Source organism: Spirabiliibacterium pneumoniae, assembly GCF_014884995.1.
GTDB lineage: Bacteria > Pseudomonadota > Gammaproteobacteria > Enterobacterales > Pasteurellaceae > Spirabiliibacterium > Spirabiliibacterium pneumoniae.
On record NZ_JABMII010000005.1, the window covers coordinates 96,266 to 121,780 of the forward strand.

Below are 25,515 nucleotides of genomic sequence, written 5' to 3' on the forward strand. Positions count from 1 at the left end.
TATTGTTTGCTAAATTTGAATGAAAATTAATCAATTGTCCGTAACAATTCGTTAATGCCAACTTTACCACGAGTTTTGGCGTCCACCTTTTTCACGATAACGGCAGCATACAAGCTATATTGACCGCACTTTGATGGCAAACTGCCTGAAACAACAACAGAACCTGCTGGTACGCGACCATAATGAATTTCACCCGTTTCGCGATCATAAATCTTGGTGCTTTGACCAATAAATACACCCATAGAAATGACTGAGCCCTCTTCAACGATCACACCTTCCACAATCTCAGAACGTGCACCGATAAAGCAGTTATCTTCAATGATGGTTGGATTCGCTTGCAATGGCTCTAACACGCCACCGATGCCCACGCCACCGGATAAATGCACGTTTTTACCAATTTGCGCACATGAGCCAACGGTTGCCCATGTGTCCACCATCGTGCCTTCATCCACATATGCGCCGATGTTGACATAAGATGGCATTAAAACAGTATTACGCGCAATAAATGCACCTTGACGCACAGCTGCAGGTGGCACAACACGGAAACCTTCTCGTTCAAAACGTGCTTGATCGTAGTTGGCAAATTTCATTGGCACTTTGTCGAAATAGCGCGTTTCATTTCCCTCGACCAACACATTGTCATTGATACGAAAAGAGAGCAATACCGCTTTTTTAAGCCATTGGTTAACCACCCATTCACCGTTAATTTTTTCTGCCACGCGGCGTTTTCCTGAATCTAAATCCGCAAGCACTTGCGCAACCGCATCACGCAGTTGAGTATCCGCTGTTTTAGGTGAAATTTCCGCACGACGCTCAAAAGCAGATTCAATGAGGGTTTGTAAATCAGACATAAGGATTCCTTTTATTGTTATGTATTAAAATAAAATTACAGGTTATTTAAGCGCAATTGAATCAAATCTTTATCCAGTTGATCCAAATTTGGCGTTTTCAGCGCTGCTTCAAACGCTGCCTTCGCTTTTTCTTTATCGCCTAAGCCAAGATAAGCCTCCCCGAGCAGGCGCTGTTTGACACCATAATAAGCCGCCTCACCCACACCATTGAGGGGACCAATCGCCGCTTCAAATTGTTTGGCTTGCAGCTGCACACTGGCTAAGCGAATAGCTGCGGTCGCTTTTAGTTCACTATCTTTACTGATTTGCTGCGCTTGTGTTAAGTAGGCTTGTGCTTGCTCAAGTTGATTATGCTCAACCGCACTTTTTGCTTGTTCAAATAAGGCAAACACCGCGTAGCTTGAACCTTCATGCTCTTTCACAAACTGTGACAGCAACCCTGCATTATTTTTAGGGTCTTTTTGATAGGCACTGAGCACTTGTTCATAGTCGTTAGATGCTTCAAGGCGACTATTGAGCTGATAATTTTGCCAATATCGCCAACCTAATACGCTGGCAAACACCAAAATCAAGGTCGTGATAATCACTTTGCTGTTTTCTTTCCACCAGCTTTTTAGCTCTTCAACTTGTTGTTCTTCAGTAATATACGACACGCGTTACTCCTTATTTAGGTTTTCAGCGAAATACGCACTCACCTGCGCCACAGGCAAAGTGAATTGTTCAATCTCTTGTTTTAATGGTTTAATCGCCACAATTTGTTGCTGTGCTTCATCCTCTCCGATCACGACGGCAAACTGCGCATTGCTTTTATCTGCACGCTTAAATTGCTTTTTAAACGCGCCTGAGCTGCAGTGCAACATCACTTTTACGGCGGGCAAATCACTGCGCAGCTGTTCGCTCAAACGAAACGCAACCTTACGCGCCGCCTCACCACTGTGGATCACATACACATCAACCGCACTTTTAATGGCAAGTGCTGGGTTAACTTCTTGCACCAACAATACTAAGCGCTCAACGCCCATAGCAAAGCCAATACCACAGGTGGTATGCCCACCAAGCTGCTCAACAAGAGTATCATAACGCCCACCGCCACACACCGTGCCTTGCGCACCCAGTGCCGTTGTCACCCACTCAAATACCGTTTTGTTATAATAATCTAAACCGCGCACCAATTTTGGATTAATTTCATAAGCAATGCCCATTTCATCTAAAATCTGGCAGAGTTGAGCAAAGTGCGCTTTATCTTCTTCGCTTAAATAATCTTGCAAGTTTGGCGCGTTATCCAGCACCGCTTGCACACGCTCATTTTTACTGTCTAAAATCCGCAATGGGTTCGTTGTCAAACGGCGCTTGCAATCATCATCCAGCACATCCAAATGCTGTTGTAAATAATCCACCAACGCTTGGCGATACACCGCACGCGACTGCGCTGAGCCAATGGAATTGAGCTGTAAGCTCACATGCTCAAAAATACCCAATTCACGCCACAGCCGTGCTGTGAGCAGAATTAATTCTGCATCAATTTCAGGGTTGGCAATGCCAAACACCTCCACGCCGATTTGGTGAAACTGGCGATAACGCCCCTTTTGCGGGCGCTCGTAACGAAACATCGGCCCCATATACCACAAACGCTGTTCTTGATTATATAGCAACCCATTTTCAATGCCTGCCCGCACACACCCCGCAGTTCCTTCTGGGCGCAGCGTCAAACTTTCACCATCGCGATCATCGAAAGTGAACATCTCTTTTTCCACCACATCGGTCACTTCACCGATGGCGCGTTTAAAAAGCGGTGTGGACTCCACAATCGGCATACGGATTTCACTGTAACCGTATTGTGCCAACACGCCACGTACCGTTTTTTCCAACCACTGCCAAACAGGTGTTTGGCTTGGCAAGCAATCGTTCATGCCACGAATGGCTTTAATGATATTCGCCACAACTCTTCCTTATTATTTTTCAACTACATCAATACGTTGGCTAGGGTCTTTGACCGCCACCTGAGCACGAATTCGCGCCTCAAGTTGATCAATTAAATCATCATTATCAAAACGCTCTTTTTGGCGCACGCCGTCAAGATAAAAACCGCTCTTTTTGTTGCCTCCCGTCACGCCAAGATCAGACACCAACGCCTCACCTGGTCCATTCACCACGCAACCGATAATCGACACATCCATCGCGGTGGTGATGTCTTCTAACCGCTGCTCAAGCGCGTTAACCGTACCAATCACATCAAATTCTTGGCGTGAACAGGTTGGGCACGCGATGAAATTGATCCCCCGCGAGCGAATGCGTAACGATTTTAAAATATCAAAGCCCACTTTAATCTCTTCAACGGGGTTGGCCGCCAATGACACCCGCAGCGTGTCACCAATGCCTTCTGCCAGCAGCATCCCTAGCCCGACCGCACTTTTCACCGCACCAGCACGGGCACCGCCTGCCTCAGTGATGCCCAAGTGCAATGGCTGTTCAATTTGTGCGGCCAATAAACGATAAGCTTCAACGGCTAAAAAAACATCTGAGGCTTTTACACTGACTTTAAATTGATCAAAATTGAATTTATCTAAAATATCCACATGACGCAATGCGGATTCCAGCAACGCTTGGGGTGTGGGTTCACCGTATTTTTCTTGCAGGTCACGCTCAAGCGAGCCAGCGTTAACACCAATGCGGATCGGGATATTTTTATCTTTGGCGCAGTCCACCACCGCGCGAATGCGATCTTCCCGCCCGATGTTACCTGGGTTAATGCGCAGGCAATCCACACCATACTCCGCTACTTTCAACGCGATGCGATAATCAAAGTGAATATCCGCCACCAATGGCACGCTGACTTGCTGCTTGATGAGTTTAAAAGCCTCGGCGGCGTCCATTGTTGGCACCGACACCCGCACAATATCAGCTCCCACTTTTTCCAACTGATGAATTTGTGCAACCGTCGCTGCGACATCCGTTGTCCGAGTGTTGGTCATAGATTGCACCGAAATGGGCGCATCACCACCCACAGGCACATTACCAACGTGAATTTTTTTCGAGGCTCTGCGTTTAATTGGAGATTGAGCTTGCATAAGTTCCTAATCAGTTTTTCGGTAATTTAAAGCGCGCAACACGCCCATCAATTTTCAGTGGCACGGCCTCACCACGGAAGGTGATTTTCACATTTTGTGGCGCACCAATTACAAGGGAATAGGCTTCACTGTTATCAAAATTCAGCACTTCGCCGCGTTTATATTCTTTTTGCGCCAGTACTTTACGATTAGCATCTTTCACGCTAAGCCAGCAGCTTGCGCCCGTAATTTCAATACTCAAGCCATTTTCACTTACCGCACTCGTCGCATCTGTCACTTGCACATTGTCATCCGTTGACTCAACCGCACTTTGTGCTGTGTTATTCAGTTTCTCCATGGCATTGCTGAGCACTTCGCCTGAAGTTTGTGCTTGGTTCACGTCGTTGGCAACCGCACTTTCATTTTGTGGCGCAGCATTGCTTGGCGCTTCCTGTGCTTTTCGTTCAAGCCCCGCAGGTTCAACGCTCGGTTCATTCACCACTGGTGGGTTATCAACTGTGCTTGGCTGCACAGGTGCATTTTCGCTGGTTTCAAGCGTCTCTTTTTCCAACGCAGGCTCTGAAGCATTCTCACTGCTGACAGGCGTTTCGATTAGTTCATTTTTGTTTAAAAAGTTTTCAACGAGGCTTTCACGCTCATTTTGCGATTGTTGATAATAGTTTTGCCACCACCAGTAACCTGTCATACCAATCATAATCAGCACGATAATCCATGTCAGGCGTCCCACCCAACCAGAGTAAGATGAATAATGATTAACTTTATGGTTATTGCGCAGGTTCTTTTGTAAGTCATTTTCAACTGGTGCACCAAATGAGATGTGGGCGTTTTGCCACTGCTCTTTTGGGATTTTTAAGAATTTAGCGTAGTTTTGCACATAGCCACGCATGAATGTTGGCGGATAATTCGGCACGATAAATTCATCATTTTCAAGATGATGGATCACCGCCGTCTTCAAATGGGTTTGCTGCACGACATCTTCAATGGTTAAGCCCAACGCCTCGCGACGCTGACGAAATTGTTGCCCAAGCGTTAAGCTTGATGGGGATTGTGGTTGCTCGTTGTCCATACGCTTATCCAGTAATTAATATCAAACGGAGAGTTTAAATTTACAGGATACGATTTGCAACAATTAATCCAAAATATTGTGCGATTTCTCCGCTTTTTACATTACAGCTGCTGACGCAACTGTGCGGCTCGCTCAGGATTGAGTTTCTGCAACTTTTGCAATGCCTGTTGTTGACGGGTCATATCATGTGCCAAATTCGCACAAAGTGCGGTGTTTTCTAACGTTTGCGCTACTTTATAATACTCTTTTTGCGCTAGCGCTTTATCAAACATTGCAAATGCTTGACTAAAGCGTGCCTGCTGGCATAAAAAAGCACCGTAATTATTATACACATCTCCCTGAGTGGGGTCTTTTTCCATCGCCAATTGGTAATACTGCTCGGCTTGCGTTAAATTGCCTATTTGTTGATAGTAGTGCGCGAGCAGCAAATAAGGCAGATAGTACTCTGGTGCAAATTCTAAGGCCTTATCAATATTCTGCTTGGCACTGTCGTATTGATGTTGTTGCATATAACCCAGTGCAACCTGCGCACGCGCATAGGCCTTGCCTTGATCTGTTGTGTGGTCAAGCTGTGTGGCACACCCTGTCAGCAGCCAAGCCAAACAAAATAATCCAAACCGTAATAACCGCACTTTTACTCCTTAATTACTGTGTTGAAGCCACATCAATGGCTTGTCCAAATGCTTTTTTATTCAGGGTGCGTTTGGTTCTATCAATCACATCACCCGCCAACTGGCCGCAGGCAGCATCAATATCATCACCACGTGTTTTACGCACAATCACTGTTAAACCATATTCCATCAGCACTTTTTGAAAGCGGTCAATACGGGTGTTTGAGCTTTTCGTATAAGGTGCTTGGGGAAACGGATTCCACGGGATAAGGTTGATTTTACACGGCGTGTTGGCAAGCAATTTCGCCAGCTGGTGCGCGTGCTCGGTGCTGTCGTTAACTTGGTTAAGCATCACATATTCTATCGTCACTTTACCATGATTCGCTTTGGATTGCGCGAGATAACGGTGCACAGAATCCATCAACATCGCAATATTGTATTTTTTATTGAGCGGCACAATTTCATCACGCAGTTGATCATTCGGTGCATGCAATGAGATCGCCAGCGCCACATCAATCATCTCAGGCAAGCGATCAAGGGCAGGCACGACACCCGATGTTGAAAGCGTAACTCGTCGCTTAGACAGCCCATAGCCAAAATCATCCAGCATAATTTCCATCGCCGGCACCACATTAGCCACATTCAGCAGTGGCTCGCCCATGCCCATCATCACCACATTCGTGATAGGGCGCACGCCCGTTTTGCCATGATTGCCAATAATTTGCGAAGCACGCCACACTTGACCAATAATTTCTGACACAGTCAAGTTGCGATTAAAGCCTTGCTGGGCGGTGGAACAAAAAGTACATTCCAATGCACACCCCACCTGTGATGACACACACAATGTCGCGCGATCGTCTTCAGGAATGTAAACCGTTTCCACCTGCTGACTGCCCACTTGCATCGCCCATTTGATTGTGCCGTCACTTGAACGTTGCTCTTGAGCTACCGTCGGCGCAACAATCTCTGCCACCGCTTTGAGCTTTTCTCGTAGCGCTTTGTTAATATTGGTCATATTATCAAAATTGTCTTCACCAAAATGGTAAATCCATTTCATTAATTGATCCGCTCGAAAAGGTTTCTCGCCTAATCCTTGCAAAAATTGGCGCAGCTGCTGGCGATTTAAATTCAATAAATTGGTGCGTGTTGTCATTGTTGCCTCGTTGTCACACATTACGGCCAAACCGTTGAATGAAATAAACGCGCAATTCTACTCATTCAATGGGAATTAATCTAGTCTTTTTCCCCTAAAAAAGCGACCGCACTTTGCTTTTTTTGGAATGCTGATCGCAAAATACATAACTATAGCAAACAAAAAACCCAACGCGCGGTTGGGTTTTGTTTGCAACGATGATTGCGATTATGGCTGTTTACCGATATAAGCCAAGATACCGCCGTCCACGTAGAGGATGTGACCGTTAATGAAGTTGGACGCATCAGATGACAAGAACACGGCGGCACCAGCCAAATCTTCAGGGGTACCCCAACGTGCAGCGGGTGTTTTGGCGATAATGAATTGGTCAAATGGGTGACGTGAGCCATCAGCTTGTTTTTCACGTAATGGCGCAGTTTGCGGTGTTGCGATATAGCCTGGGCCAATACCATTACATTGAATGTTAGCTTCACCAAATTCTGAACAAATATTTTTGGTCAGCATTTTCAAGCCACCTTTAGCAGAGGCATAACCTACAACGGTTTCGCGGCCTAATTCACTCATCATTGAACAAATGTTGATGATTTTACCGTGGCCTTTTTTGATCATTGAAGGCAATACGGCTTTAGACATAATAAACGGGCCAGTCAAATCAATATCGATGATTTTACGATAATCAGATGCGCTGGTTTCCAACATTGGAATACGTTGAATGATGCCTGCATTGTTGACCAAAATATCAATCACGCCGACTTCTTTTTCAATCTTTTCAATGTACTCTTTGACCGCACTTTCATTGGTTACATCGAATAAATAGCCATGTGCATCAATGCCTGCTTCTTTGTAAGCGGCAAGGCCTTTTTTCAGGTTTTCTTCGTTGACATCGTTGAATACGATTTTCGCGCCTGCTTGGCTTAGTGCTGTGGCAATGGCAAAGCCGATGCCGTATGACGCACCAGTAACTAAGGCAATTTTACCTTTCAATGAGAATTGTTCTAAAATGTTTGACATAGTTGCTCCTTTAACTCCTTAATGCAAGGTTATCTTTTGAACACGCAATTCAGCTAAACTGAATTTTACCATTATTAAACCACAATTTTATTTTTAATCCTAGCCTATAATGAAAATAGAACGTGATAGATTTCACATTTCTTAATCATTCTGTGTTATTTTATCACTATGTGCAGTTTTAACACGCTGCAATGATTAAAAATAACGTAAATTTAGGCTAGAATAGCGCACATATTTTTGCCATTATGAGACATTATGCCCAACTCAACATTTGAAGATCATTTAATTCAGATTGTACGCGACGATGTTGTGCCAGCTCTCGGCTGCACCGAGCCGATTTCACTAGCACTAGCCTGCGCCATTGCACGCAAGCATCTCAATGCCCTGCCGCAACGCATTATTGCCAAAGTATCGCCCAACTTAATGAAAAATGGCTTAGGGGTCGCCGTACCTGGCACGGGGATGGTGGGTTTGCCGATTGCCGCGGCCATCGGTGCCATCGGAGGGGATCCTGAGGCGGGATTAGAAGTGCTGACCCATATTCGTCCTGAGCAAGTAGCACAAGCTAAAGCCATGTTAAACGCCTCGCAGGTTGAGGTGGGTATTTTTGAAACCGAGCATATCCTCTATTCTGAAGCTACGCTGTTTGCTGATAACGACTCTGTGCGGGTGTGTATTCAAGACCACCACACTAACGTGATTTTAATTGAAAAAAACGGCAACATTCTATTTGAAGATCGCATACCCAAAGGCTGCACCACAGATAATCAATATCAGCAGCTCACCCAGTGTACAGCAAAAATGCTCTACGATGTGGCTATGACCGTGCCACTGGATAAAATTGCTTTTATCTTACAAGCCGCCAAGCTCAATACCGCACTTTCAGATGAAGGATTGCGAGAAAATTATGGGTTACATATCGGGCGCACGTTGCAAAAACACGTGGGCAGCGGATTGATGTCAGACGACTTATTAAGCCGCATTATTATTCGCACTACCGCCGCCTCCGATGCGCGCATGGGTGGCGCCAGCCTGCCTGCAATGAGCAACTCGGGTTCAGGCAATCAAGGCATCGCTGCCACCATGCCCGTTGTCGTGGTTGCCCAATATTTAGCGGCAGATGATGAAAAATTAACTCGCGCGTTGTTTTTATCCCATTTAATGGCCATTTTCATCCACAGCAAATTACCCAAACTCTCTGCCTTATGTGCTGTTACCACCGCCTCAATGGGCAGTTGCGCAGGCATTGCTTGGCTACTAACGGGCAAGTTTGAAACGGTGAGTATGGGCATTTGTTCGATGATTGGCGATATTAGTGGCATTATCTGCGACGGCGCGGCGAATAGCTGTGCGATGAAAGTTTCAACCAGCGTATCAAGTGGCTACAAAGCCGTGCTGATGGCAATGGATAATACCCATGTTACTGGCAATGAAGGGATTGTAGAATTTGATATTGATGCCTCAATCAACAATCTCTGCGCTATTGCCTCTCGCAGTATGCTACATACTGATAAACAGGTCATTGAAATCATGAGCAATAAGCCAAAACAGAAATAAAGTGCGGTTAAAAAAGCCAGCTTTCGCTGGCTTTGATATTATTCAAAAGAGTCTTTCAACCGCTCGGCATTGCGCCGCGCTTCATCTTTGTGTTGCAGTTTATTCAGCTGGCGTTCAAGTTTTTCTTCTAATTGATTGATACATTTATACATATCGTCATTTTCCGCACAGGCGAACAAATCACCATACGGCGTGCCAATATTCGCTTCTGCACTAAAACCTTTTGGTACTTTATTCAGAATAAAATGCGGATTGATCAACTGAGTTTGCCATTTTTCTAGCTTGGCCACACGTTCTTCAATATGGGTACGAATTGCGGGGGTGATGTCCATTTGTTTACTGGTAATTTTCACGATCATAGTACCTACCTCTCGACTTGTGTGATAAAAACCCCTTGGGGTTGGTATTAACATAGTATTCCCAAGATAAAATTTCAAGGGCAATTATTCATTCTGCCAACCCAGATCACAAAATGATAAAATTGTGCCAAAAGTGCCGTGTTTTTATTGGTTAACGTGCGGTAAATTGCTATTATACTAGATTGTGAGTGGTATTAAACCGCACTTTTACGCTTTCTCCCGCGCCAATTTTGCCGCCACATAAGAACAGCTCGCCTCAGCATGATACCCTTGTTGAGCAACGTATTCTTTAAATGCTTGATACAACTGATCTGCCACCCCTTGACCACGCAGTTGTGGTGATACAAAAGTATGATTTGCATTCACACTGTGCTCGTTGATTTTTTGGTAGGTTAATTCCGCAATGAGTTTACCCGCTTGCGCAATAAAAAATTTGCCCCCTGATTCATCGTGTTCTTGCTGAATATCCATACTCACTCCCTAATGTGTCCAATCACTACCATACTCATTGACAGCACCATCCTCAGCAAAATCGGCGCTACCTGCACTGATGGCTTTCTCCTCATTCGCCCACTCACCCAAATCAATTAGCTGGCAACGCTTAGAGCAGAAAGGACGATAAGGGCTTTGCTCACTCCACGCCACTTGCTTTTTACAAATCGGGCATGAGACACTGTCAACGTTCGTTTTTTTCATACTTTTTCTTCGCTTGATCTAAATAAAATTGATGTAACTTAGCCACTCGAGCTGTAATCTCGGCTTGGCTTTCTTGCCACGGCTCATCATTGTTAATCACATCGTCGGCTGTTGTCAAACGGCGATCACGGTCAATTTGCGCCGCAATAATTTTCTCAATTTGTTCACGTTTATTGCTGTCACGCCGCGTAGCTCGCTCAATTTGTGTTTCACGACTGACATCCACAACCAAAGTGCGGTCACAAAATGCCTCAAGGTGATTTTCAAACAACAACGGCACCACCCACAGCGCATAAGGCGCGCGTACCGCATTGAGTTCAGCCAGCATTTTTTTACGAATCAACGGGTGCAACAAATCATTAAGCCACTGCGTTTGCGTACAGTCATTAAACACTCGCGCGCGCAACGCCGCACGATTTAGCGAACCATCTGCATTCAACACCTCGTCACCAAAATGCTCAGCAATGTGCAAAAGTGCGGTCGAACCCTTCGCCACTACCTCACGCGCCACCACATCCGCATCAACCACTGGCACCCCAAGCGCTGCAAATAAATCCGCAATCGTACTCTTACCACTGCCAATGCCACCAGTGAGACCGACTATATATGTCATTTTTCTATTAAACCTTGACTAAGAGTTTTATATCTCATAATTATAGTGATTTTTTTACACTATAAAACATCCCCTTTTTACAAAAAACCGTGACCGATATCACAATATTAAGTAAAAGTTAAAATTGTTATTGAAATGTGAAATATTGTTGTTACAATGAACACATACCCTAAAAAGTATGACTCCAAATACTTTGCCCTTCTGCTGAAGGGCTTTTTTTTGGCTTGCATTTGCGCTTAGAGTTGTTGGTAGACTTTCAGTGCGTAGGAGTCTGACATGCCAGCGATGTAGTCGCAGATAACGCGCTGTTTGTCGCTGTCTTGTGCTGTGCACCAGCGATTGGCGGTGTTAGTTGGCAGCAGGCGTTCAGGATCGGCGGCAAATATTTGAAACAGTTCAGTTAGAATGCGCTGCCCTTTGTATTCAATGCGTTGTGTGTTGACATGACGAATGACGTAATCGCGCACGAAAATTTTGAAAATTTGCAACACTTCGATTACCTCGTCAGGCAGTTCGGCGTTGAAGCGTAAAAGTGCGGTTTGAAAAGGGGGTTGCACTTTCCAACGCACAGCAGTGATGAAAAAATTGACTAGCGCCCCAATCGCATTTTTGCGCTCAAAGTGCCGTGTGGAAAAAAGATTTTCCGTTAAACTGTCAATATGCACTCGTATCCACTGAGAATGGCACTGTTTAAGCTGCGCGAGTGCCTGTTGCCAATGTTGGAGGTTAACCATCCCGACCACAATAGCATCTTCAAGATCGTGCACGGCATAGGCGATGTCGTCTGCCAGCTCCATAATTGAGCAATCTAGGGATTTGTAATAAGTTTTCACATGTTGATCGGTACTCGTACGTGGCTGTGTGCGACAAAATTCTTGCCGTTCTTCTTCTCCCAGCGGGCTGAGCACCCAATCAAAAATCGCTTGATCATCACGAAAAATCCCTTTGCCTGGCCGCCATTGGCGCATATTGATATAACGTGGGTCGCGCGCATTTTGGGCGGGCAGCTGGGCGTATTGTGGTGAGGTTTCATCTAATATGGCGGGATATTTCACCACACCAAGCAGCGTACGGCGAGTGAGGTTCATACCCGCGTGTTGTGTGTAAGGCTCAAGTTTAGTGAGAATGCGAAATGTCTGTGCATTGCCTTCAAAACCGCCGTGTTGCCACATCATATAATTAAGCGCAACCTCGCCACCATGCCCAAATGGCGGATGGCCAATGTCGTGGGCAAAACACAACGATTCCACCAGTGAGATTGCAGGCAAGGCCGCTTTAGCTTGTGTAGCTAACTCGACATCACCCAGTTGCGCGAGCACGTCGCCTTGCTTAAGCTGCATGCGCAAGCTGCTGCCAATTTGAGCTACTTCTAACGAATGCGTCAAGCGTGTGCGATAAAAGTCATTTTCACCCACCGCGTGAATTTGTGTTTTGGCTTGCAAACAACGAAATGCCGCAGAGTGCAAAAGCCGCCCGCGGTCTCGCTGAAATGGCGAGCGATAGTCATTATCGCGCGCGTTGTCTGCTTGAATTCTTGCTGCCCATTCCCGTTGCATAGCTCGCCTTATCTCGCTGAAATAAATTGAAATTATAACCCGAATTGGCTCAAATTCAATCAGATTACTTGCAAGGCCAAGCGCAAAAGACTAAAATTGCCGCCCCTATACCGCACTTTGGTATAGCCTGACCTGACATCAGAAGAGACAATTTATGACCACACACAAACCCGAGCTGCTTTCTCCTGCAGGCTCGCTGAAAAATATGCGCTATGCGTTTGCTTACGGCGCAGATGCCGTTTATGCGGGGCAACCGCGTTATAGTTTGCGCGTACGCAATAATGAATTCAACCATGCCAATCTCAAAATCGGGATTGACGAAGCCCACGCGCTGGGCAAGAAATTTTATGTGGTGGTAAATATCGCCCCGCACAATTCAAAGTTAAAAACCTTTATTCGTGACTTAACCCCTGTGGTGGAAATGCAGCCTGATGCCTTGATTATGTCCGACCCAGGCCTGATTATGCTAGTGCGTGAGCATTTCCCAGATATGCCGATTCATCTTTCTGTGCAAGCCAATGCGGTGAACTGGGCAAGCGTGAAATTTTGGCAACAAATGGGGCTAACGCGTGTGATTTTATCGCGCGAACTTTCCCTTGATGAAATCGCCGAAATTCGCACGCAAGTGCCTGAAATGGAGCTAGAAGTGTTTGTTCATGGCGCACTTTGCATGGCCTATTCAGGGCGCTGTTTGCTCTCAGGTTATATCAATAAGCGTGACCCTAACCAAGGTACCTGCACCAACGCCTGCCGCTGGGAATATAACGTTAAAGAAGGACAGGAAAATGAATTAGGTGAAATTGTGGACGCGAGTGAGCGGATTGACGTAAAAAATATTACGCCAACGTTAGGCGAAGGCCCGAGCACTGACAAAGTGTTTTTGCTCACTGAAGCCCAACGACCTGATGAAGAAATGACCGCATTTGAAGATGAGCACGGCACTTACATCATGAACTCCAAAGACCTGCGCGCCGTGCAGCACGTGGAGCGCCTGACCGCACTTGGTGTACACTCGCTGAAAATTGAAGGGCGCACCAAATCTTTTTATTACTGCGCGCGCACAGCCCAAGTTTACCGCAAGGCAATTGATGATGCCGCAGCTGGCAAGCCGTTTGATGAAAGTTTGATGTCCACGCTTGAATCCCTTGCACATCGTGGCTATACGGAAGGCTTTTTGCGCCGCCACACCCATGATGAATATCAAAATTATGATTACGGCTATTCCATTTCCGACAAGCAACAGTTTGTGGGCGAATTTACTGGCGTGCGGAAAGACAATCTCGCTGAAGTGGCTGTGAAAAACAAGTTTTTGCTCGGTGATGAAGTCGAAATGATGACGCCACAGGGAAATATCGTATTTAAGATCGAAAAGATGTTTAACCGCAAAGGTGAATGCGTTGACGCGGCTCTTGGTGACGGGCATTTTGTCTTTTTAGCGGTGCCAGCGGATTTGGATCTCAATTATGCTTTATTGATGCGTAATTTGGTGAATACGAACACCCGCAATCCGCATAATAAATAATACAAAGTGCGGTTTGACCGCACTTTTACTTCAAAATAAAATGTAACCTAGCTCACACATCTGAGAAAAGGGCTTTCCCATCTTGTTGCAAATATGTTAAAAATAGTCAATATCACACTCAGGACGCTGTTATGACAACATCTCTTTGGCAACAACTGAAACCTTATCGCAGCGGCATTATCTTTTTGCTTGATGTCGTGCTGTTATTTATTTTAATCAATATATTGCCGTTCTCCCCGACAGAAAACCGCGGGCTGGCATTACTGTGTTTTATCGGCATTTTATGGCTCACCGAGGCGTTTAATATTACTGTCACCTCGTTAATGGTGCCTGTCATGGCCATTTTACTTGGGCTTATCAACACCAAAGCCGCGCTGGCGCCTTTTGCCACGCCGATTATTTTTATGTTCTTCGGTGGCTTTGTGCTGGCGGCGGTACTACGTTTACAAGAATTGGATAAGTTGATCGCGCACTATATTATCCGCCTTGCTGGCGGCAATTTAGCTCTCACGGTGGTTTATCTATTCACCGTTACCGCCTTTTTATCTATGTGGATCAACAATACCGCCGTTGCAGCCATGATGCTGCCACTCACGCTTGGCTTACTGCGCGATATTGACTACAAACAAAACCGCTCTTTGTATATTTTTATTCTGCTCGGTATGGCATTTAGTTCCAGCATCGGTGGCATCGGAACATTAATTGGCAGTGCGCCGAATGCCATTCTCGCCTCACAGTTAGACATCACATTTGCCGAGTGGCTGAAATACGGTTTTCCAGTGATGATGCTATTGATGCCGTCGATGATCATCGCCCTGTGGCTTATTCTGCGCCCTAATTTTAAAATCCATTTTTCCTTTAATATGGAAAAAGTGGTTTTGGATCGGCAAAAATGGCTGACCTTGATCATCTTTGGCATCACCGCACTTATCCTTGTGTTCAGCTCACTACTCAACCCCGTGCTGACGCAAGTGCTCAACCTCAGCGAAAAAATTCAAAGTTTCGATAGCATCATCGCATTAAGTGCGGTTGTTGCGCTCACCGCCAGTGGGGTTGCCCGCTGGAGTGAAGTGCAAAAGCATGTGGAATGGGGGGTGCTGCTGCTCTTCGGCGGCGGGCTGACGTTAAGTGTAGTGCTGAAAAGCTCAGGCGCTAGCCATATTTTGGCCGACAGCATCGTGCAGTTTATCGGTAATAAACATTGGCTGATGATCACCATCGTGCTGACCTGTTTTATTATCTTTTTAACGGAGTTTACCTCCAACACCGCCAGCGCCGCGCTGCTGATGCCTATTTTTATTTCCGTGGCTGACAGCCTGAATGCGCCGCCCATTGCGCTTGCGGCCATTATCGCCTGTGGTGCCAGCTGTGCCTTTATGCTCCCAATAGCCACACCACCTAACGCTATTGTCTATTCGACGGGCTATATCAAGCAATCCGATATGGCTAAAGTGGGGATTGTACTTAATGTATTCTGTGTGCTGGTGATAGGGCTTTTGGCCTACTACTTCTGGCTATAATACAAAGTGCGGTTAACCGCACTTTGATCACAGGGCGAATTCATCTATCGCTTTGCCAAAGCTCGGAACAAAGACATCAAGAAAATAGGCCATTTCTTCGCTTTGCCATTGGGCCAAAAGCCTCTCTAAGCGCACTAGGGCAGGTTTGAACTCTTGGTTGCCATGCGCAAGCTCCGCTTTGGCTTTAATAAACGCGCAAATCACATCAGCTTGCTTAACCAAATGATGCGTTTGCGCATCAATATGCTCACTGCATAAAATTGGCATAAAATCCGCCTGCAGTTCCGCAGGCAGCAACGAAAGCAAATGCCGCTCAGCCTGCACTTCAATTTCTTTATAGGCACTGGTGATTTCTGGGTTGAAATACTTCACAGGCGTTGGCAAATCGCCCGTAAAAATTTCACTCGTATCGTGATAAAGTGCGACAAGGGCAATTTTTTCGGGATTCACGTCGCCATTGAAAAAGCGATTTTTAATGACCGCCAGCGCATGCGCCACCAGTGCAACTTGTAAGCTATGCTCTGCTAGATTTTCATTCTCAATTTTGCGCATTAACGACCAACGTTGAATCAACTTTAAACGGTCAAGGCAGGCAAAAAAATGACTAACAGGTGGACCGCACTTTGTTTTTTCACTATTCACTTCTTGGGTACTCCGCAATCGTTACAGGCACATCAATCACCTTGCCTAAGCGCTCAATTTGTACATTCACTTGGCTGTCGGGTTTCATTTCTGCAATTTTTTGCATCAGCTGTGTTGGAGAATTGACTTTTTGGTGGTCAAAAAGCGTGATCAAATCCCCTGGTAAAATGCCCGCACGCGCCGCAGGGCCGTTGGGCGTAACGGCCGTAACCAGCACCCCTTGTTTGTTCAACCCGAGTTGCTCATCGTTATTATAAAAAATCTGGCTCTCCACCCCAAAAAAGCCGCGAATGACACGCCCATCTTTGATGATTTTATCCAAAATCGTATCCGCAATGCTCACAGGAATAGCAAAGCTCAAGCCTTCAGCAATTTCGTTTTGATCTTTGCCCAGTGTTAAGGTGTTGATTCCAACCAGTTCGCCTGCGGTGTTGATCAGCGCCCCCCCTGAATTGCCGCGGTTAATCGACGCATCGGTTTGGATAAAATTCTGCCGCCCAATTTCACCCAATGCGCTGCGACCAAGTGCACTGATAATCCCTTGGCTCACGCTTTGCCCTAGATTATAAGGATTGCCAATGGCAAGCGCTACATCGCCCACATGCGGCTGACGTTTATCGTTTTGCGGAATAGTGGGCAGATTATCCGCCTCAATTTTTAACACCGCCAAATCCGTCAGGGAATCCGAGCCGATTAAATGGGCTTCAAAAATTTGCCCGTTTTGCAACGCCACGACAATTTGATCGGCATTTTCGATCACATGACGGTTAGTAAGAATATAGCCATTTTTGCGCATAATTACCCCTGATCCGAGGTTATTAACCCGCAGTTGATCGCCTTGATCTTGATCTAAAGTGCGGTTTTGTAGCGATTGGTTATACACGTTCACCACCGCGGGAGCCGCGATACGCACGGCATCAGAATAACTGACAATCTCGCCACTTTTATGCCAAAAGGCGCTATCACGTTTTTCAATTAACGGCAATGCCAGCAGCACAATCGCCGCCGCACACAGCCCAACCACCACCGCTTGTATGATTTTTTTTAGCATGGTGTATCCTCACTTTTCGCGCGGTAAGTCAACTTAATGTCGTCCCCAAATATTTCACTACTGCATAATGTAAAGTGCGGTGCGCCTGCAAGGGTATGCACATCAGGCAAATGACACAAGCCTTGAGCTTGATCGCCCAATAATTTCGGCGCGATATAAACGATCAATTCGTCCACAACGCCTGCGGAAATTAGCGAGCCTGCCAAATTAGCGCCCGCTTCAACCCACAATAAATTAATCTCTTTTTCACCGAGCACTCGCATAAGTTCTAGCAACTGTGGCTTATTTGAAGGCAGTTGTAACGCGCTGCAAAATGCGGGGAAAGCACTCAGATCTCGCTCTAGGCTATCCGATCCCACCAACCAAACCGCACTTTGTGCGTCAAAGAGTTGCAAATTTGGACGAATGCGGTGTTTAGAATCCATAATAATCCGAATGGGCTGGCGCAACATCCCTTCAGCGTAACGCGCCTGCGTTGCATTGGGCAGCTCAGCCCAGCGCACCGTCAAACTTGGATTATCCACCAGCACTGTGCCACTCGCCGACAAAATGGCACACGCGCTCGCACGATGGGTTTGCACGTCTTGACGCGATTGGGCATTGGTGATCCATTTGCTCTCACCACTGGCAGTGGCAGTTTTGCCGTCAATGGTCATTGCCATTTTCAGTTGCACATAAGGCCGCCCTGTGCGCATGCGTTTGAGAAAACCTTTATTTTGCACCTCCGCTTGCTCCGCAAGCAGCCCGACATCCACTTGAATGCCCGCATCACGCAAACGTTGAATACTTTTGCCAGCCACTTTTGGATTTGGATCTTCAAGCGCAATAACCACGCGCGCCACATTCGCAGCCAAAATGCGATCAACACACGGCGGCGTGCGCCCAGTGTGCGCGCAAGGCTCAAGGGTGACATAAATCGTGGCTCCACGCGGATTGATACAGCGCCGCGCGCAATCTTGCAACGCCACCACTTCAGCATGCGCCTCGCCTGCTTTTTGGTGGTAGCCTTCGCCGATAATCTCGCCATTTTTGACAATCACGCAGCCCACCATCGGGTTTGGGCTGGTGGTAAATTGCCCCAGCCACGCAAGATCAATAGCGCGCTGCATCGCTTTGCGATCAAATTCTGCCGCTGTCATATTAATCCTTGTCACTTTCTTCTGTTAGCTTGGCAATTTCATCGCCAAATTGTTGAATATCATCAAAACTCAAATACACTGAAGCAAAGCGAATATAGGCCACTTTATCAAGTTTTTTCAGCTCATTCATCACCAGCGTGCCCACAAATTGGCTGGGCACTTCACGCTCGCCGGTAGCTTGCAGTTCATGGATAATGTGATTGACCGCTTTTTGTACATCTTCTTCGCTTACAGGGCGTTTTTCCAGCGCACGGGACAGGCCCGCGCGTAATTTATCTTCATCGAAAGGCTCGCGATTACCGTTATTTTTAATCACTTTGGGAATAATCAACTCCGCCGATTCAAAGGTGGTAAAGCGCTCACGGCATTGCAAGCATTCCCGCCGACGGCGCACTTGATAGCCATCAGAAACAAGGCGTGAGTCAATGACTTTGGTATCAATTGCAGAACAAAATGGACAGTGCATAGGCTCTCCTGATAATTTTACGTTCAACATACCACAGATTGACCGCACTTTTAAGGAGAAAAATAGTAAGTGCGGTCAATCTCAAAGCGGTTAGCTTTGGGCGTGAATGGCGTTGAGCACGCGTTTATCGGAAATGGGATACGGCGTGCCTAATTGCTGAGCAAACAAGCTCACGCGCAGCTCTTCAATCATATAGCGAATTTCCGCCACTTCATCGCTCACAGGCTTAGATTTCGGCAATTTTGCCAGCAGCTGCTGATAGGCTTGTGCCACCTTTTCCACTCGCAGCATATTGGCGCGATCGCGATTAACATCCACCGTCAATTTATCAAGGCGTTTTTCGACCGCTTTTAAATAGCGTAGTAAATCCTTCAAACGCTCCACACCAGTTTGCTGCACAAAGTGCGGGTAGATCAGCCCTGCAAGCTGTGTTTTAATATCCGACAGAGCGAACGCCATGGTGAAATCCAGTTTACCTTTCAGCCGCTTACTGAGTTGGAAATTAAGGTTTAAAATTTGCTCGACCTGTTCAGCAATCGCTACCGTCGTCTCGTTGAGGTGCTCACGCACATAATCACGCAATCGCTCAAATTCCAATTCCTGCCACACCACGCCACCAAAATCAGCAATCAATTTATCCACTGCTGCGGCGATACAATCGTCAATCAACGCTAACACGTGCCCAAATGGCGTGAAATACAGGCCGAGTTTTGCTTTATTGGGTAGTTTTTCGTGTAAATATTTAATAGGCGATGGCACATTGAGCAATAATAAGCGACGCAAGCCTGCCTGCATAGCGCGCTGTTGCTCAAACTCGGTTTCAAACAGTTTAATCCCCACCGCATCGCGTTCGTCCACCAGCGCAGGGTAAGCCTTGACGCTGTAGCCGCGTTTTTTCTGTTCATAAAAGTGCGGTAGCGTGTCGAAATTCCAAATATGAATGCCACTTTGCTCAATACCATCATCTGCCACCTCAGAAAGCGTAGCCTGCACTTTGTCTTTCAAGGCAAATTTCAGTGCGTCTAAATCCGTGCTCTCATCAATTTTACGCCCTTTATCGTCCACAATGCGAAACGTCATTCGCAAATGTGCGGGCAGTTGCTCAACATGCCATTCATCACTCTCAACCAAAACACCTGTCATGCGTCGCAACGCTTGACTCAGGCTTTCAATCAGCGGCTGACTTATCGGTTCAACACGCGCAAGAAAGGCCTCAGCATAATTTGGCGCGGGGACAAAATTACGACGCAGTGATTTTGGTAGCCCTTTGATTAACGCCACCACTAATTCACGCCGAAGCCCTGGAATTTGCCAATCAAAGCCTCGCACATCAATTTGGTTGAGCAATGCCAGCGGAATGTGCACCGTCACGCCGTCGGCGTCACTGCCGGGTTCAAATTGATAGCTGAGTTTAAGTTTAATGTCGCCTTGATACCAAAAATTCGGAAAATCAAGCTGACTGACCGTTTGCGCATCATCACGGGTTAAAAAGGATTTTTCAAAATTAAGCAGCTCAGGCTGTGTTTTTGATACGCTTTGCCACCAGCGATCAAAATGCTTTTGCGACACCACTTCTTGCCCGATGCGCTGATCATAAAACGCAAATAGCTCTCGCTCGTCGACCAAAATATCCCGCCGACGGGATTTGTGCTCGAGATCTTCAATCTCACGGATCAGTTTTAAATTCTGGGCAAAAAACTTGTGTTTCGTGAGCCAGTTACCTTCCACTAATGCGGACTGAATAAAGATCTCACGGCTTTCAACAGGATCAATACGGCCATAATTCACAGGGCGGCTGACGACAATCGGCAGACCATAAAGAACTACCTTTTCTTGCGCAATAACCGCGCCTTTGTTTTTCTCCCAGTGTGGCTCACTGAAGCTGGATTTCACTAAGTGCGGTGCGAGCGGCTCAATCCATTCAGGCTCAATTTTGGCCACAGTGCGCCCCCAGAGCTTGCTGGTTTCTACAAGCTCCGCCACCATCACCCATTTCGGATTTTTCTTAAACAATGTCGAGTTGGGGAATATCGCAAAATGCGTATTGCGCGCACCGAGATATTGCTGCTTTTCCGCCTCTTTCATACCAATATGGGACAAAAGCCCCGTGAGCAGCGCTTGATGAATGGCGGCATAATCAGCGGCCACACTGTTGATGTGCAGCCCCATTTCCCGCACGCTTAAGCGCAGCTGGTGATAAATATCCTGCCACTCGCGAATGCGCAAATAGTTTAAAAACTCCGCGCGGCACAGCTTACGAAATTGGTTGGCACTCAATGCCTTTTGCTGGGCTTGCAAATAATCCCACAAATTGAGATACGCAATAAAATCCGAACGCTCATCTAAAAAGCGACGATGTTTTTCATCACTGGCTTGTTGTTTATCTTGCGGGCGTTCGCGCACATCTTGAATGGACAGAGCGGAGACGATGATCATCACCTCCCGTAGGCTGGCAAACTTGACCGCACTTAGCACCATTTTGCCAAGGCGCGGATCAACAGGCAATCCAGCCAAGCGTTTGCCATCGTCAGTCAGCACGCGCTTTTCACCCATGCGCGTTTTGATCGTTTTGAACGCCCGTAACTCTTCTAACAACTTGATCCCATCTTGGATATAACGCCTGTCGGGGGCGTCTACAAACGGAAAACGCTCAATATCATCCAGCCCAAGTGCGGTCATCTGCAAAATGACCGATGCCAAATTAGTGCGCAAAATTTCAGGGTCAGTAAACTCAGGGCGCGCATTAAAATCTTCTTCAGAATAAAGGCGGATACAGATGCCCTCACTCACCCGCCCGCAGCGGCCTTTGCGCTGGTTGGCGCTGGCTTGTGAAATCGCCTCAATCGGCAAACGCTGCACCTTAGTGCGATAGCTATAACGAGAAATGCGCGCAAGCCCTGTATCAATCACATATTTAATGCCAGGCACCGTGAGCGAAGTTTCCGCCACGTTGGTCGCCAACACAATGCGGCTCGTGGACGTTGGGTGGAAAATTTTGTTTTGCTCTTGCGCGGAAAGGCGTGCATAAAGAGGCAAAATGTCGGTATTTTTGAGCTGATGTTTGGTGAGCGCATCGGCAGTATCACGAATTTCGCGCTCGCCGCTTAAAAATACCAAAATATCGCCACGCCCTTCACGCCTTAGCTCATCCACCGCGTCTAAAATGCCTTGAATTTGATCGCCGTCGTCATTGTCCAGCAAGGGGCGATAACGCACTTCCACAGGATAGGTGCGGCCTGAAACTTCAATGATCGGGGCATGATTGAAATGCTTAGAAAAGCGCTCCACATCAATGGTGGCAGAGGTGATAATCACTTTGAGATCAGGGCGTTTTGGCAGCAATTGCTTGAGATAACCCAAAATAAAATCATTATTTAAGCTGCGCTCGTGCGCCTCATCAATGATCAGTGTGTCATACGCATTCAAAAATCGATCTTGTTGAATTTCAGCGAGCAAAATCCCATCTGTCATCAGCTTGATGCGTGAGTTTTCACTGACATGATCGCTAAACCGCACTTTAAAGCCCACCAACTCACCCAGTGGCGAGTGTAGCTCCTCAGCAATTCGCGTTGCCACCGAGCGCGCGGCAATCCGTCGCGGCTGGGTATGGCCGATCATCCCCTTAGTGCCCAGGCCAAGTTCAAGGCACATTTTCGGCAACTGCGTGGTTTTGCCCGAGCCAGTTTCACCCGCGATAATCACCACTTGGTTATCGCGGATAGTGTTTAAAATCTCCTCACGCCGCTCGCTCACTGGCAAATCAGGGTACTCAATTGAAAGTGCTGTTTGCCGCTGCGCTAGGCGCAACTGCGCGCGCTCAATATCCCGCGCAATTTCCGCCGCGACCGCACTTTGCCCTTCTTGCGCCACCTTCGCCATGCCCATCACACGGCGCTTTAAACGCTGCTTATCAACAAACATCACCTCATCAAGCTGTGAGAGCAATGTTTTTTGTATAGGTGAAAGTGGCATACGCGGTTTTATTTTTTTGTTCATAAATTATGTTATCTAATAATTTTGATTATATTGGATAGACTTTTTCAAAGTATTCTAAAACGATTTCAGACCGTTTAGAAAATGTAGTTCCAATACGGCTTGCATATTGACTAAAAAAGCCAATATGCGCTTTTTTCCACCATTCATAGCTGCCATCTCCCTCACCTTCTAGGACTGCAAATTCTGGCGTAATATTATCAAAGGAACAAATATGAATTTCTGTTAACTTGATTATACATACAGGTTCTTGTTGCCAATTCAAAACAACTGTTATTCTGCCAACCTTAGGTAAAGGCTCATTCGCCATATCATAAGCGATTTTCAAACTACACGTTGCCCTTTTAATGCCCTGATTAACTAACATTGCACATTCATTAGCCGTAATGTCATCTAAGCCAAAGTATTCTGCCGAATATTCAGGAATAGCTAAACGTTCTTCAACACTTAATGTTTTAAGATAACCATGTAAAAAATCTTGCTGTATTTTATTCATGAAATTGACCTATAAACCATCAACTCACTATATTTTAACAAACTGTTCGCGCAGTTGATGGAGTTGGTCGCGCACGGCGGCGGCTTGTTCAAACTCCAAGTTTTGAGCATGCTGATACATTTGTTGTTCAAGTTTTTTGATCTGTTGTTCAAATTCTTTGGCATTTTTCGGCAGATCAATGCTGTTCGCCACCAAGTCGGCAAGTTTTTGTTTACTTTGCGCTTTTTGTTTGCTTTTGCGCGAGCCGCCTTGCCCGATGTCGAGCAGCTCGCCGACTTTTTTATTCAATGCCTGTGGTTTCAACCCATGTTCGGCATTAAACGCCATCTGCTTTTCGCGCCGACGTTCGGTTTCGTCAATGGCTTTGCGCATGGAGTTGGTGATGGTGTCAGCATATAAAATAGCCTTGCCGTTAAGGTTCCGCGCTGCCCGCCCGATGGTTTGAATAAGCGAGCGCTCGGAGCGCAAAAAGCCTTCTTTGTCGGCGTCTAAAATCGCCACCAGAGACACTTCAGGAATGTCCAACCCTTCACGCAGCAAGTTAATGCCCACCAACACATCAAACTCGCCAAGGCGCAAATCGCGGATAATCTCCACCCGCTCGACAGTATCAATGTCGGAATGCAAGTAACGCACGCGCACGCCGTGCTCTTCAAGGTAATCGGTGAGATCTTCCGCCATGCGTTTGGTCAATGTCGTCACCAGCACGCGTTCATTGTTATCTGACCGCACTTTGATTTCTGACAGCAAATCATCGACCTGTGTAGCCACAGGACGCACCTCTAACACAGGATCAAGCAGCCCCGTTGGGCGCACCACTTGGTCAATTACCTCACCACCCGATTTTTCCAATTCATAAGGCCCTGGTGTGGCGGAAATGTAAATCGTTTGCGGCGCAAGGCGTTCAAATTCTTCAAATTTTAGCGGGCGGTTATCCAACGCCGATGGCAAACGGAAGCCGTATTCCACCAGCGTTTCTTTGCGCGAGCGGTCGCCACGATACATCCCACCGATTTGCGGAATGGTCACATGGGATTCATCAATAAAGAGCAAGCCATCCGCGGGCAAGTAATCAAACAGTGTAGGTGGCGGTTCGCCCGCATTGCGCCCTGACAGGTAGCGCGAGTAGTTTTCAATCCCCGAGCAGTAGCCGAGTTCGTTCATCATTTCAATGTCAAACTGGGTGCGCTGGGTGATACGCTGCTCTTCTAGCAATTTGTTTTCTTTCAGTAAATATTCTCGCCGCTCGGCAAGCTCAAGCTTGATTTGCTCAATAGCCTGCAAAATGCGCTCACGCGGTGTGACGTAGTGCGTTTTGGGATAAATCGTATAACGCGGAATGGCGCCAAAATTATGACCAGTGAGTGGGTCAAATAAGCTCAGGCGCTCAATTTCATCGTCAAACAACTCCACTCGCAGCGCTTCGTCTTCTGATTCAGCGGGGAAAATGTCGATCACTTCACCGCGCACACGAAATGTCCCGCGTTGAAAGGCTTGATCGTTACGAGTATATTGCAACTCTGCCAAGCGGGTTAAAATATCGCGCTGATTGATGATTTCCCCCATTTGTAGATGCAGCATCATTTTTAAATAGGAGTCAGGATCGCCCAAGCCATAAATCGCCGACACCGATGCCACCACGATGGTGTCACGTCGCTCTAAGAAAGATTTTGTGGCAGAAAGGCGCATTTGTTCAATTTGATCATTGACTGAGGCATCTTTCTCGATAAACGTGTCACTCGCAGGAACATAAGCCTCAGGCTGATAATAATCATAGTAGGACACAAAATATTCCACCGCATTTTCAGGAAAAAAGGCTTTCATTTCAGCATAAAGCTGCGCGGCCAGCGTTTTATTCGGCGCAAACACCATCGCAGGGCGGTTAAGACGGGCAATCACATTGGCCATGGTAAACGTTTTGCCCGAGCCAGTTACCCCCAACAACGTTTGGTGTGCCAGCCCATTTTCCAACCCTTCTATGATCTTTTCGATCGCCTGAGGCTGATCGCCTGAAGGCGCAAAGTCGCTATGCAATTTAAATGGTTTGGCTTTTTGATGCGATTTAGACATGGGTTTCTCGGTTGTAACAAATTAAAATGATTCTAGCATAAAATTTTTAGAAATTCTTATTGCAGTTATTGGTGA

Annotated in this window: 23 protein-coding genes; 3 read left to right on the plus strand and 20 right to left on the minus strand. The window is 46.6% G+C overall.

Annotated elements, in window-relative coordinates; all coding sequences use genetic code 11:
- Positions 1-26: 26 nt before the first annotated feature.
- The 8 genes from dapD to HPC38_RS04870 all read right to left on the minus strand — a co-directional run bounded on the left by dapD (position 27) and on the right by HPC38_RS04870 (position 7,760).
- Complete coding sequence (dapD, locus tag HPC38_RS04835) at positions 27-851, minus strand: 2,3,4,5-tetrahydropyridine-2,6-dicarboxylate N-succinyltransferase (protein ID WP_208120154.1); 825 nt, start codon at positions 849-851, stop codon at positions 27-29.
- Between the two features lie 35 nt (positions 852-886).
- Entirely contained in the window at positions 887-1,504 is a 618-nt protein-coding gene (locus HPC38_RS04840; protein ID WP_208120155.1) for a YfgM family protein, read from the minus strand.
- 3 nt (positions 1,505-1,507) lie between these two features.
- The gene (hisS, locus tag HPC38_RS04845) at positions 1,508-2,791 is read right to left on the minus strand and encodes a histidine--tRNA ligase (protein ID WP_208120156.1); all 1,284 of its coding nucleotides are present in this window, start codon (positions 2,789-2,791) and stop codon (positions 1,508-1,510) included.
- Between the two features lie 12 nt (positions 2,792-2,803).
- Positions 2,804-3,919: a flavodoxin-dependent (E)-4-hydroxy-3-methylbut-2-enyl-diphosphate synthase gene (gene ispG / locus HPC38_RS04850; protein ID WP_208120157.1), complete on the minus strand. Its 1,116-nt coding sequence runs from the start codon at positions 3,917-3,919 to the stop codon at positions 2,804-2,806.
- 10 nt (positions 3,920-3,929) lie between these two features.
- Positions 3,930-4,985, minus strand: a complete 1,056-nt coding sequence (locus HPC38_RS04855; protein WP_208120158.1) for a RodZ domain-containing protein — start codon at positions 4,983-4,985, stop codon at positions 3,930-3,932.
- A 101-nt stretch (positions 4,986-5,086) separates the two neighbouring features.
- Complete coding sequence (pilW, locus tag HPC38_RS04860; protein ID WP_208120159.1) at positions 5,087-5,617, minus strand: type IV pilus biogenesis/stability protein PilW; 531 nt, start codon at positions 5,615-5,617, stop codon at positions 5,087-5,089.
- Between the two features lie 13 nt (positions 5,618-5,630).
- Positions 5,631-6,770, minus strand: coding sequence for a bifunctional tRNA (adenosine(37)-C2)-methyltransferase TrmG/ribosomal RNA large subunit methyltransferase RlmN (locus HPC38_RS04865; RefSeq protein WP_408021843.1), 1,140 nt, complete (start codon positions 6,768-6,770; stop codon positions 5,631-5,633).
- Positions 6,771-6,956: 186 nt separating this feature from the next.
- The gene (locus HPC38_RS04870) at positions 6,957-7,760 is read right to left on the minus strand and encodes a gluconate 5-dehydrogenase (protein WP_208120161.1); all 804 of its coding nucleotides are present in this window, start codon (positions 7,758-7,760) and stop codon (positions 6,957-6,959) included.
- A gap of 573 nt (positions 7,761-8,333) precedes the next feature.
- On the opposite strand from HPC38_RS04870, the gene HPC38_RS04875 reads away from it, so the two are divergent.
- Positions 8,334-9,317 (plus strand): L-cysteine desulfidase family protein, encoded by a 984-nt coding sequence (locus tag HPC38_RS04875; protein WP_408021844.1) that lies wholly within the window; start codon positions 8,334-8,336, stop codon positions 9,315-9,317.
- 38 nt (positions 9,318-9,355) lie between these two features.
- On the opposite strand, the gene hpf is transcribed toward HPC38_RS04875, so the two are convergent.
- From hpf to HPC38_RS04900, 5 genes are all read right to left on the minus strand, one after another.
- Positions 9,356-9,676 carry a ribosome hibernation-promoting factor, HPF/YfiA family gene (gene hpf / locus HPC38_RS04880; protein ID WP_208120163.1) on the minus strand — a complete coding sequence of 107 codons (321 nt, stop codon included), beginning with the start codon at positions 9,674-9,676 and terminating at the stop codon, positions 9,356-9,358.
- A gap of 207 nt (positions 9,677-9,883) precedes the next feature.
- Positions 9,884-10,147, minus strand: coding sequence for a GNAT family N-acetyltransferase (locus tag HPC38_RS04885; RefSeq protein ID WP_208120164.1), 264 nt, complete (start codon positions 10,145-10,147; stop codon positions 9,884-9,886).
- Positions 10,148-10,156: 9 nt separating this feature from the next.
- Positions 10,157-10,372, minus strand: a complete 216-nt coding sequence (gene yacG / locus HPC38_RS04890) for a DNA gyrase inhibitor YacG (RefSeq protein ID WP_208120165.1) — start codon at positions 10,370-10,372, stop codon at positions 10,157-10,159.
- The gene (coaE, locus tag HPC38_RS04895) at positions 10,353-10,985 is read right to left on the minus strand and encodes a dephospho-CoA kinase (RefSeq protein ID WP_208120166.1); all 633 of its coding nucleotides are present in this window, start codon (positions 10,983-10,985) and stop codon (positions 10,353-10,355) included. The genes yacG and coaE overlap by 20 nt, the downstream gene beginning before the upstream one ends.
- Before the next feature lie 236 nt (positions 10,986-11,221).
- The gene (locus HPC38_RS04900; protein ID WP_208120167.1) at positions 11,222-12,541 is read right to left on the minus strand and encodes an anti-phage deoxyguanosine triphosphatase; all 1,320 of its coding nucleotides are present in this window, start codon (positions 12,539-12,541) and stop codon (positions 11,222-11,224) included.
- 154 nt (positions 12,542-12,695) lie between these two features.
- On the opposite strand from HPC38_RS04900, the gene trhP reads away from it, so the two are divergent.
- Together trhP and HPC38_RS04910 are read left to right on the plus strand one after the other, a co-directional pair.
- Positions 12,696-14,063: a prephenate-dependent tRNA uridine(34) hydroxylase TrhP gene (gene trhP / locus HPC38_RS04905; protein WP_208120168.1), complete on the plus strand. Its 1,368-nt coding sequence runs from the start codon at positions 12,696-12,698 to the stop codon at positions 14,061-14,063.
- A 131-nt stretch (positions 14,064-14,194) separates the two neighbouring features.
- A complete protein-coding gene (locus HPC38_RS04910) occupies positions 14,195-15,583 on the plus strand; it encodes an SLC13 family permease (RefSeq protein ID WP_208120169.1) in 1,389 nt (462 codons plus the stop codon).
- Positions 15,584-15,610: 27 nt separating this feature from the next.
- Here the strand turns inward: HPC38_RS04910 and yfbR are convergent, their stop codons facing one another.
- From yfbR to uvrB, 7 genes are all read right to left on the minus strand, one after another.
- On the minus strand, positions 15,611-16,225 hold the full coding sequence (yfbR, locus tag HPC38_RS04915; RefSeq protein WP_208120170.1) for a 5'-deoxynucleotidase: 615 nt from the start codon (positions 16,223-16,225) through the stop codon (positions 15,611-15,613).
- On the minus strand, positions 16,218-17,276 hold the full coding sequence (gene degS, locus HPC38_RS04920) for an outer membrane-stress sensor serine endopeptidase DegS (RefSeq protein WP_208120171.1): 1,059 nt from the start codon (positions 17,274-17,276) through the stop codon (positions 16,218-16,220). Before degS ends, yfbR begins: the two co-directional genes overlap by 8 nt.
- On the minus strand, positions 17,270-18,415 hold the full coding sequence (gene ribD / locus HPC38_RS04925) for a bifunctional diaminohydroxyphosphoribosylaminopyrimidine deaminase/5-amino-6-(5-phosphoribosylamino)uracil reductase RibD (protein WP_208120172.1): 1,146 nt from the start codon (positions 18,413-18,415) through the stop codon (positions 17,270-17,272). Before ribD ends, degS begins: the two co-directional genes overlap by 7 nt.
- A gap of 1 nt (position 18,416) precedes the next feature.
- A complete protein-coding gene (gene nrdR / locus HPC38_RS04930) occupies positions 18,417-18,881 on the minus strand; it encodes a transcriptional regulator NrdR (protein ID WP_208120173.1) in 465 nt (154 codons plus the stop codon).
- A gap of 90 nt (positions 18,882-18,971) precedes the next feature.
- Entirely contained in the window at positions 18,972-22,877 is a 3,906-nt protein-coding gene (gene hrpA, locus HPC38_RS04935) for an ATP-dependent RNA helicase HrpA (protein ID WP_208120174.1), read from the minus strand.
- Positions 22,878-22,902: 25 nt separating this feature from the next.
- On the minus strand, positions 22,903-23,370 hold the full coding sequence (locus HPC38_RS04940) for an ASCH domain-containing protein (protein WP_208120175.1): 468 nt from the start codon (positions 23,368-23,370) through the stop codon (positions 22,903-22,905).
- Between the two features lie 27 nt (positions 23,371-23,397).
- Positions 23,398-25,440, minus strand: coding sequence for an excinuclease ABC subunit UvrB (uvrB, locus tag HPC38_RS04945; protein ID WP_208120176.1), 2,043 nt, complete (start codon positions 25,438-25,440; stop codon positions 23,398-23,400).
- Between the last annotated feature and the right edge of the window lie 75 nt (positions 25,441-25,515).

Coding starts and splice junctions, on each gene's coding strand:
- dapD (WP_208120154.1), bottom strand. CDS start 851: ATGTCTGATTTACAAACCCTCATTGAATCTGCTTTTGAGCGTCGTGCG.
- ispG (WP_208120157.1), bottom strand. CDS start 3,919: ATGCAAGCTCAATCTCCAATTAAACGCAGAGCCTCGAAAAAAATTCAC.
- HPC38_RS04855 (WP_208120158.1), bottom strand. CDS start 4,985: ATGGACAACGAGCAACCACAATCCCCATCAAGCTTAACGCTTGGGCAA.
- HPC38_RS04865 (WP_408021843.1), bottom strand. CDS start 6,770: ATGTGTGACAACGAGGCAACAATGACAACACGCACCAATTTATTGAAT.
- HPC38_RS04870 (WP_208120161.1), bottom strand. CDS start 7,760: ATGTCAAACATTTTAGAACAATTCTCATTGAAAGGTAAAATTGCCTTA.
- HPC38_RS04875 (WP_408021844.1), top strand. CDS start 8,334: ATGTTAAACGCCTCGCAGGTTGAGGTGGGTATTTTTGAAACCGAGCAT.
- hpf (WP_208120163.1), bottom strand. CDS start 9,676: ATGATCGTGAAAATTACCAGTAAACAAATGGACATCACCCCCGCAATT.
- HPC38_RS04885 (WP_208120164.1), bottom strand. CDS start 10,147: ATGGATATTCAGCAAGAACACGATGAATCAGGGGGCAAATTTTTTATT.
- yacG (WP_208120165.1), bottom strand. CDS start 10,372: ATGAAAAAAACGAACGTTGACAGTGTCTCATGCCCGATTTGTAAAAAG.
- coaE (WP_208120166.1), bottom strand. CDS start 10,985: ATGACATATATAGTCGGTCTCACTGGTGGCATTGGCAGTGGTAAGAGT.
- HPC38_RS04900 (WP_208120167.1), bottom strand. CDS start 12,541: ATGCAACGGGAATGGGCAGCAAGAATTCAAGCAGACAACGCGCGCGAT.
- trhP (WP_208120168.1), top strand. CDS start 12,696: ATGACCACACACAAACCCGAGCTGCTTTCTCCTGCAGGCTCGCTGAAA.
- HPC38_RS04910 (WP_208120169.1), top strand. CDS start 14,195: ATGACAACATCTCTTTGGCAACAACTGAAACCTTATCGCAGCGGCATT.
- degS (WP_208120171.1), bottom strand. CDS start 17,276: ATGCTAAAAAAAATCATACAAGCGGTGGTGGTTGGGCTGTGTGCGGCG.
- ribD (WP_208120172.1), bottom strand. CDS start 18,415: ATGACAGCGGCAGAATTTGATCGCAAAGCGATGCAGCGCGCTATTGAT.
- nrdR (WP_208120173.1), bottom strand. CDS start 18,881: ATGCACTGTCCATTTTGTTCTGCAATTGATACCAAAGTCATTGACTCA.
- hrpA (WP_208120174.1), bottom strand. CDS start 22,877: ATGAACAAAAAAATAAAACCGCGTATGCCACTTTCACCTATACAAAAA.
- HPC38_RS04940 (WP_208120175.1), bottom strand. CDS start 23,370: ATGAATAAAATACAGCAAGATTTTTTACATGGTTATCTTAAAACATTA.
- uvrB (WP_208120176.1), bottom strand. CDS start 25,440: ATGTCTAAATCGCATCAAAAAGCCAAACCATTTAAATTGCATAGCGAC.